General features: G+C 47.6%; 10 protein-coding genes. 4 read left to right on the top strand and 6 right to left on the bottom strand.

The annotated features are described in order from the left end of the window. On the top strand, positions 1-389 hold a 389-nt coding region (locus ABYP73_RS09625; RefSeq protein ID WP_372974169.1), incomplete at its 5' end, for a hypothetical protein. Positions 390-392: 3 nt separating this feature from the next. On the opposite strand, the gene ABYP73_RS09620 is transcribed toward ABYP73_RS09625, so the two are convergent. Both ABYP73_RS09620 and msrA read right to left on the bottom strand, forming a co-directional pair. After that, the gene (locus tag ABYP73_RS09620) at positions 393-1,127 is read right to left on the bottom strand and encodes a sugar-binding protein (RefSeq protein WP_372974168.1); all 735 of its coding nucleotides are present in this window, start codon (positions 1,125-1,127) and stop codon (positions 393-395) included. A gap of 199 nt (positions 1,128-1,326) precedes the next feature. Beyond that, positions 1,327-2,007 carry a peptide-methionine (S)-S-oxide reductase MsrA gene (gene msrA, locus ABYP73_RS09615; protein ID WP_372945999.1) on the bottom strand — a complete coding sequence of 227 codons (681 nt, stop codon included), beginning with the start codon at positions 2,005-2,007 and terminating at the stop codon, positions 1,327-1,329. Positions 2,008-2,117: 110 nt separating this feature from the next. Here msrA and ABYP73_RS09610 point away from each other — a divergent pair, with 110 nt between their 5' ends. Continuing rightward, on the top strand, positions 2,118-2,819 hold the full coding sequence (locus tag ABYP73_RS09610; protein ID WP_372945998.1) for a peptidoglycan DD-metalloendopeptidase family protein: 702 nt from the start codon (positions 2,118-2,120) through the stop codon (positions 2,817-2,819). Here the strand turns inward: ABYP73_RS09610 and ABYP73_RS09605 are convergent. Continuing rightward, positions 2,804-3,256, bottom strand: coding sequence for a hypothetical protein (locus ABYP73_RS09605; RefSeq protein ID WP_372974167.1), 453 nt, complete (start codon positions 3,254-3,256; stop codon positions 2,804-2,806). The two genes, ABYP73_RS09610 and ABYP73_RS09605, sit on opposite strands and share 16 nt — an antisense overlap. Before the next feature lie 22 nt (positions 3,257-3,278). Then, a complete protein-coding gene (locus tag ABYP73_RS09600; RefSeq protein WP_372974166.1) occupies positions 3,279-4,049 on the bottom strand; it encodes a DUF6090 family protein in 771 nt (256 codons plus the stop codon). Between the two features lie 323 nt (positions 4,050-4,372). Here ABYP73_RS09600 and ABYP73_RS09595 point away from each other — a divergent pair, with 323 nt between their 5' ends. Continuing rightward, the gene (locus tag ABYP73_RS09595; RefSeq protein ID WP_372974165.1) at positions 4,373-4,591 is read left to right on the top strand and encodes a hypothetical protein; all 219 of its coding nucleotides are present in this window, start codon (positions 4,373-4,375) and stop codon (positions 4,589-4,591) included. A gap of 43 nt (positions 4,592-4,634) precedes the next feature. Here ABYP73_RS09595 and ABYP73_RS09590 read toward each other — a convergent pair whose 3' ends face one another. Then, positions 4,635-5,408: a sulfite exporter TauE/SafE family protein gene (locus tag ABYP73_RS09590; RefSeq protein ID WP_372974164.1), complete on the bottom strand. Its 774-nt coding sequence runs from the start codon at positions 5,406-5,408 to the stop codon at positions 4,635-4,637. Positions 5,409-5,795: 387 nt separating this feature from the next. On the opposite strand from ABYP73_RS09590, the gene ABYP73_RS09585 reads away from it, so the two are divergent. After that, the gene (locus ABYP73_RS09585) at positions 5,796-6,014 is read left to right on the top strand and encodes a hypothetical protein (protein WP_372944758.1); all 219 of its coding nucleotides are present in this window, start codon (positions 5,796-5,798) and stop codon (positions 6,012-6,014) included. Positions 6,015-6,054: 40 nt separating this feature from the next. Here the strand turns inward: ABYP73_RS09585 and ABYP73_RS09580 are convergent. Next, positions 6,055-7,644 (bottom strand): DUF349 domain-containing protein (locus ABYP73_RS09580; protein ID WP_372974163.1); only part of this gene is annotated, 1,590 nt, incomplete at its 5' end.

The raw sequence follows: 7,644 nt of genomic DNA, 5'->3' as shown, positions 1-7,644 counted from the left end.
TGAACACCAGTTTTACCGATCAGGTAGAGCTCGATGCCGTGACGGATCTCAATCTTAACGCCACCTCTTCTGAGGTAAGGATCAACAAACTCATAAGGAACCTGATCAGCAGGAATGATCTGGGAGCTCTCTATATCAGCACTGTAGACCCTAGCTTCAAAAAGATCGATATAGAAGTGAGAAATGGGGAAATGGAATGTGTTTTTCCCAACGCCCCTTTTGCGGTATCCGTAAAGAACACCCAATCCGATTTCAATTACCCTGCTTCCTGGGTCCTAAAAACTAACAAAGAGGGCCCCCAGATCCTTTATACCGGTAATTCAGGCGAAGGCAATGCAGACCGAGTATTCAAACTCAATACGGCCTATAGTTCCGTGGTACTGCAATAGCGATTACTCTTCCAGGACCAGGGTACCGAAGATATCCGCATTGATCCACCCCTGATTTTTATCTTCCCCGGGCACAAAAACCGATCCCACAAAATTTTCCCTCTCCGTACTGCCGTCGTTGTCACAATACGCCAGGGCAAAACCAATCTTCTTACCCTTTTTCAGGGGGACAGGAATATTGATCCCGCCATCCTGGTAGTCGTCCTTAAAAAGCCTTATGGCCAATTCCCATGTACTTAAATTGCCCTCTACCCTGCGGGCAGACCGGATATGGTCATTGTAGAGCCTGGGCTCCCGGTCAGGCGCCAGGTCGACCACGTTTCCATCCAGGGCGATATGGTAGGCAAAGGCATTGTGGCTGAACTGGTGTAAACCTCCCGAATTATCCTCGTCTATAAAGACCTCTACGCAGTCATCGTCCCACCAGAGTTTAAGGGGGTCTTTCCGGGCATCGTACAGGATATCGTCCGTGATCTCCACCAGGACATAGAGATAATCCTCATCCCAGCTGAGTTTATAGCGGCCGTTAAAATCGTCGAAGGTATAGGCATCACCCAGCCAGTTCTGATCCAGCGGATGCCAGGCAGCCATATTCCAGCAGGTTTCTGTGGCTAACCCATCCAGGGTTGGTGGGGTAGAGGTCTTCTTAACTACTAAAAGTTGATGGTTCTCTTTATCGGTGGATTTGCCGCAGCTTACAGCACAAGCCATGGCGAGAATCAACATAGCGTACTTCATCTCACAGCGTTTTAAGTTCTCCAGGGCTCAAACATCCCTCAGGGAATGCAAGCCGTAGATTTGGGGTATAAAGGGCAGAATAAAGATACGATTTAATCAGAATTCTCCTGCGATTTAAAAAAAATCTCGATGAATGTCGCACTGGATCCACATGGGGAGTTTATCAAAGTATCCCCTGATAGGAGCTGGCAGGCTGATATCAGTGGCTTTCCTTCTTGAGGTATTCCGCGAAATTTTCCTTGAATCGGTTCAGTCGCGGGATAGAGACGTTCCGTATATAGGAATCGTTAGGGTGTTTGCGTTCGTAATCCTGGTGGTATTCTTCGGCCTTCCAGAAAGTGGTAAAGGGTTTGATCTCGGTGACGATAGGTTTACCGTAGACGCCGCTCTCATCAAGGGCTTTTTGATACTTCTCAATGATCCTGCGCTCCTCCACGTTCTTGTAGAAGGCGATAGAGCGATACTGAGGCCCCCGATCGGGTCCCTGCCTGTTGAGGGTGGTGGGGTCGTGCGAGCCATAAAAGACCTGTACAAGTTCGAAGAAACTCACTTTTTCCGGATCGTAATAAACCTCCACGGCTTCGGCATGGGTGGTGCGTCCGTAACTCACCTGCTCATAGGTGGGATTCTCCTCGGTTCCCCCGGCGTAACCTGAAACCGCTTCCTTTACACCTCTTACGCTTTCGAAGATGGCTTCCACACACCAGAAACAGCCGCTGGCAAAATAGGCGGTCTCGTACTTCTGAAGTTCGGTCTCGGAGAGTTTTTCTTCCTTGGCCAGGGGTTCACCCGCTTGCGGGTCTGGACTTTTGGCCTTGGTTTGGCAACTCAGGGAAACCAGGGCGAGAAGAGTAAAAAGGGTTGTTTTGAGCAATTTCATAGCAATTTTTGTTTTTGATTCGCAAAAGGTATAAAACCTCTTAAAAATCAGGGTTAACACGATGTTAATTATCCCGAGAATTCAGCCTATCTTTCACGTCAAACTTGCCTATGCCACCTATATTTGACCTCTTTTCAGGTCCTTCGGGAACCCGATATGTATTGGATTCTTCTATCCCGTGGGCTGACTATACCCCATTGGATCTGAGTACTGCGAACCAAGAATTAGAGGGACTGAACCTGGGCGATCCTGCGGCCTGCCAGGGTTATATTGACTCAGTCCTGAGGCGTAATTCTGCCAGGGTCGCCTATGGCGGGTATCTCGAACAGAGGAATCTCTACAGGGGTAATGCGGGTTTTGAAACAGGGGAAGAGCCGCGTGACATTCACCTGGGGGTGGATTTCTGGGCGGAGGCCGGGACCAGGGTCCAGGCCCCTTTGAAAGGGAAGGTCCACAGTTTTAAGAACAATGCGGGTAAGGGAGATTACGGCCCGACCATCATCCTGACTCATGAGTCGGGCAATTACACATTCCATACCCTCTATGGCCATCTTTCCCTAGAATCCCTGAAGGGAATCTATCCCGGGAAAGAGATAGGAAAAGGGGAGGTGCTTGGATCACTGGGTACGCCGGATATCAATGTGAACTACGCGCCCCACCTGCATTTCCAGCTGATCCTGGATATGGAAGGGAAACAAGGCGATTACCCGGGGGTGTGCCGAGCCTCTGAGGTTGAATTTTACCGAATTAATTGCCCCGATCCCTTTTTAATCTTAGGAACTGAAGGGCTTAAGGTTCAATCCCGGCGGTGAAATAGCCGTTGCCATACCACGATCATCAGGTGTACGACAAACAATACAATGGTGCCTAGTGGAATGCCCAGACTCAGCCCCCAGAAAAGTGACATAGCCGTTTGTCCTCCCTGAAATGTCTCCGTCTGCCCGAAGTTGAAGTTCATATTTCCGGCTAACCCAAAGGATATGGGAAGCCAGAGGAGGGTTAATGCGATCAGGGTTTTGAGGCCTACGGCCATGGATCTGTGGAGAAAATCATGGGGTTTCCTGAATTTTCCCACACCCCAGTACAGGCTCGTGGGCAGGGCCATAAGCCCGGCCCAGGTGATAAAACTGCCCAGGGGGACCGTATCGTTTTCTCCCAGGGGGTATTCCAGGGCGGGGGAGGCGGTAACCAGGAGGTATGAACAAAGGAGAAAAACACAGAGAGAAATCAGGAAATAGGTCTTATGCATAGTGGTATGGCCATCTCGTTTTTCAAGTCTGACTTTGACAAAGGTCCTGTAATTGGGTGTACAGAGGATCCATTTCGTTCAAGATATTATCGAAATGCTGTTTTTCTCTTTCACTCATGATCACAAAAAAAACCAGGTCATTCTGAAATTGTTTGAAATAGGGGTCTTCTTTATCCATATGCCAGTTCGATTCCGGAAGGAATGATAGGATCTCAGGGCCAAGGGTACCCTGTACGTAATCTGCTAACTGATATCCCAAAATGAGTTCATTCTCGTAAGAGAAGGCTTTATCCAGAGTTTGAGTGCGGTTTATCTCCAACTGGTAAAGGTATTTATCGAGTTCAGCATAGTAGCGAAGGAGCTGGTCCTTTAGGACTTCCCTTGTAAGAATGTTGAGGTTTCCGGATGAGATGATCTCTGAAATAGTAGCCTTAGAAGGCACAAATACATTTGTGCGAAGTGATTGAATATATTGATTGATAAGATAGGCCTTGTCTTTCTGCATCTGTTCCAGATCGATAAGCAATTTCTTGCTGGTAGCGATTTTGTATTCGGATTCTTCGTACAAGGTCCTGATGTTCCTCAAGTCTCGTTCAAAATCAGCCAGCAGTTTGCAATAATAGGCTGCCTCAGTCCTCCTGTCCTTTCTTTCCTCATTCCAATTGTTTATAGAAAGGGCGAGGAGTATGCCAATCACGACCAAAACGATCTCTCCGATTGCGTACCCGATATATCCCGTGATTTTTTTCTCCTGAAGTAAGCGGTGTCGTAGTTTCCTGAAGAGTTGGATCATAGAAGGTAAGGTTGTCAATTAAAGATATGTATTTTATGGATTGGGTTGGAGAGGTGAGTGGAAATTAAAGTGAACACAACTGACATTTCTGATGTTATGGTAAACCGCGAATATTTTTGATCAACTGGAGGGAATCCGGAAGATACTATGCCGATAAACGGTCCCTTTTTCCGGTAAGCGGATTCTGGGGTCGGTGACGTTCACCGATGATTTTTTGCACTTTACCCGAGTTCTTGTCAGATACCGAAAAATAAGGGTTTTTCAGCGAACGACACCCCGGTGAGACCCCTGTCATTGCGTTTTATATATATAAAACGCAAGACATGAAAACGCTCGTAACTTTCTTCTTCTTTTTCCTGATCAGCTTCGCTGCCCAGGCTCAGAATAACACTCCTGAAGTAACCGTGGAAACTGAAAAAAGAGAGGTGGTTCTTCCTGCTGCTGAAAAAGAAAGCGTAGCCCGTCTGTATCGTTTTAAGAACAGCCGTATCAAGAAAGAGCTTTCTTTTAAGACTTCTAAAAGCACTTCTAAACTGGCTTAAATCTACTGTGATCAGTTGCGTTCCAATTAAATCTTCCCCTACATTAAATCAATCCGGCCCCCAGTGCGAGGGAGAGCAGGATCAACATGATGGCCACGGTGACCTGCAGGAATCGCAAAGTCACCTTCTTTAAGAGCCTGTTGCCCACAAAGGATCCGGCAATGCCGGCCCCGGTGGCACAGAGGACCAGAGGCACGTAATCCCCCAGGCCTGCAGTGGCAAAGCGGGTAGCGTAGACGCTCAAACGTGTAAAATCGACCAGGGTTGAGATTACAACGGCTGTCCCTATAAAGACCTCTTTGGAGAGACCTGCCTTGATCAAAAAGGCACTCCGGAGCGCCCCCTGGTTACCCGACAGACCCCCAAAGAACCCGCTCAGGGCTCCTCCCAGCGGAAGTTTGTCCTTCCCAAATTCGAGTTTGTTGAACCAGGGCAGCAAGTCCATGGTCGCGAAAATGATCAGCAGGATCGAGATCAGGAATTTTACGGGATATACTTTCAGGTGTCTCCCAAAGGCGTCATAGGCAAATAAGGGTTGTACATCGTTGATGTTGAGCAGCAGCCAGGCGCCGAAGAAGGCCGCAATGACAGCCGGGATCCCAAATCGAAGCAGTACCTGTTTGTCTGCATTCCGGCCAACGAGGAATAGCTTGTAGATGTTATTGAAGAAGTGCACCACCCCGGTAAGGGCAATGGCCAGCTCTACAGGGAAAAAGATCATAAAAACCGGGGTGAGGATGGTTCCCAGGCCAAATCCCGAAAAAAAGGTAAGGATGGCTACAAAGAAGGCGACAAGAGCGATGATTACATATTCCATAGGCAGGGTAAAAATAGGTGATTTTCGGATTGTGGAAGAGATTGCCACAAAGTTGGTGATGACTTTGTGGAATACGATGATGGATCAAGTCAGTAATGGGAATACCTGATCGAAAACCAGGTAAGGTATATTATCGTCACTTGTATTCCGGTAATTTACATGAAAAATTGATTGTTTCAGGCGAGCAAAAAACAGGAAATCCGGAAGTTCTACACCGATAAACGACCCCTTTTTCCGATGAGCGGTTTTGAGGTCCTGTGACGTTCACCGATGAATTTTTACACTTTACCCTGATTCTCGCCAGATACCGAAAAATAAGGGTTTTTCAGCGAACGACACCCCGGTGAAACCCCTGTCATCGCGTTTTATTTATATAAAACGCAAGACATGAAAACGCTCGTAACTTTCTTCTTTTTCTTCCTGATCAGCTTCGCTGCTCAGGCTCAGAACAACACTCCTGAAGTAACCGTGGAAACTGCCAAAAAAGAGGTGGTTCTTCCTGCTGTTGAAAAGGAAAGCGTTGCCCGTCTGTACCGTTTTAAAAACAGCCGTATCAAGAAAGAGCTTTCTTTTAAAACTTCTAAAAGCACTTCTAAACTGGCTTAATGAGAATGACCGTATGTAAGTACGACCTTTAGATCTATTGCTATGCTTCTTCCTTTCCTTCTTCTGCTTCTCCTTCTGATGACGACTCCTCCTCTTCCTCTTTGGAAAGTGAGTGTTGAAGAATGTTGATCTTCTTCAGCTTGGCCTTCCAGGTCTTGAGGGATTCCTTCTGGCGGTTGATCTTTTCCACTACCTCTTTTACCAACGGGTTGTCTTCTGAGGCGTTGGAGAAGAATTGCAGGTTGTTCTCCAGTTGATTGATCTCACTCTTGCCTTCGTCTATCTTGCGTTTGATAAAGGTGCGCTCCTTCCTCAGGGCGTAATCGTCATGGGTAGAAGCCAGTTCCTTGAGTTTATTGCCGTATTTCAGGAGTTCGGCCTCCTTCTTGTCGACCCCGAGTTTTTTAAGCACCCCGTCGACGATCTTGTTGAACTTCCCATTGATACTTTTCTTGTTATAGGGAACCCTGCCTATCGACCTCCATTCGCTTATGAGGGATTTAATAACAGCCAGGTCGTCTTCCTTGGATTTCCCAGGGCTGAAAGCCTGTAGTTTGTCGAGACATGCCTTTTTCTTTTCCAGGTTTTCGATTTCTTCTCCACTGCCCTTGTTCTTACTCGCATGAAGGCGGTCGAAGTAGTGATTACAGGCCGCTTTGAATTCCTTCCACAACTTGTCTGAGTACTTCCTCGGGACATGGCCGACCTGTTTCCAATCCTGTTGGATCTTTTTCATCTGTGGAGTTACCGTATCCCATTCTTCCGAATCCTTCAGGGATTCGGCTACCTTCACCAATTCCCTCTTCTTATCGAGATTAACCTGCTGTTCCTTCTTTAGGTTCTTGTAGTATTCGTTCTTCTTGCGGTTAAATGCCCGCACAGCCTCTTTAAACCGGCTCCAGGTGGCTTCATTGTCTTTCAGGGGTACTTTTCCGGCAGAAAAAAAGGCTGTCCTCAGGGCTTCCAGTTCCCTGATCTGTTTCTGCAGGCCCTTGTGGTCCGAAGCAACGTGCTCCCCAAGGGAAGCAATGGAAGCTATGATCTCGTTCTTTTTCACAAGGTTCTGCTCAAACTCCTTGTCGAGTTCCTTGAAATGGTCCTGACGCCTCTGGTGCATAGCTTTCGTGGCGTTGCTGAACCGTTCCCATATGGCCTCCCTGTGTTCCTTGTCGACGGGGCCAATTTCTTCCTTCCAGATCTTGTGAAGGGTCTGCAATTCCCTGAAAGCCTTGTTGAGGTCGGGCTCTTCAACCAGGGCTTCAGCCCGCTGCACCAATTTTTCCTTTTCTTCCAGGTTGTACTTAAAATCCAGGTCCCGCAACTCCCGGTTCAGGTGCAGAAAGTCGTAGAAGATCTCCACGTGGTGATGATAGGTCCGCCACACGTCGTTGTAGTTGCTCCGGGGTACAGCCCCGGCATTTCTCCATTGTTCCTGCAGGGACTTAAAATTCTTATAGGTGGTATTGATGTCCTCCTCCATATTCACGAGGGCTTTGAGTTCCTCAATGATCTGCAACCTCTTCTCCAGGTTGGCCTTCAGGGATTGTTCCAGGTTGCGATAGTATGAATTCCGCTTTTCCCGGTAATCAGCGTATACCTCATTGAACTGCCGCTTAGCCACGGAATTATA

The sequence above is a fragment of the Muriicola sp. genome (assembly GCF_041567615.1).
GTDB lineage: Bacteria > Bacteroidota > Bacteroidia > Flavobacteriales > Flavobacteriaceae > Muriicola.
The sequence above is the reverse complement of the archived record's forward strand: the minus strand, read 5'-3'. Positions and strand labels throughout refer to the sequence as shown.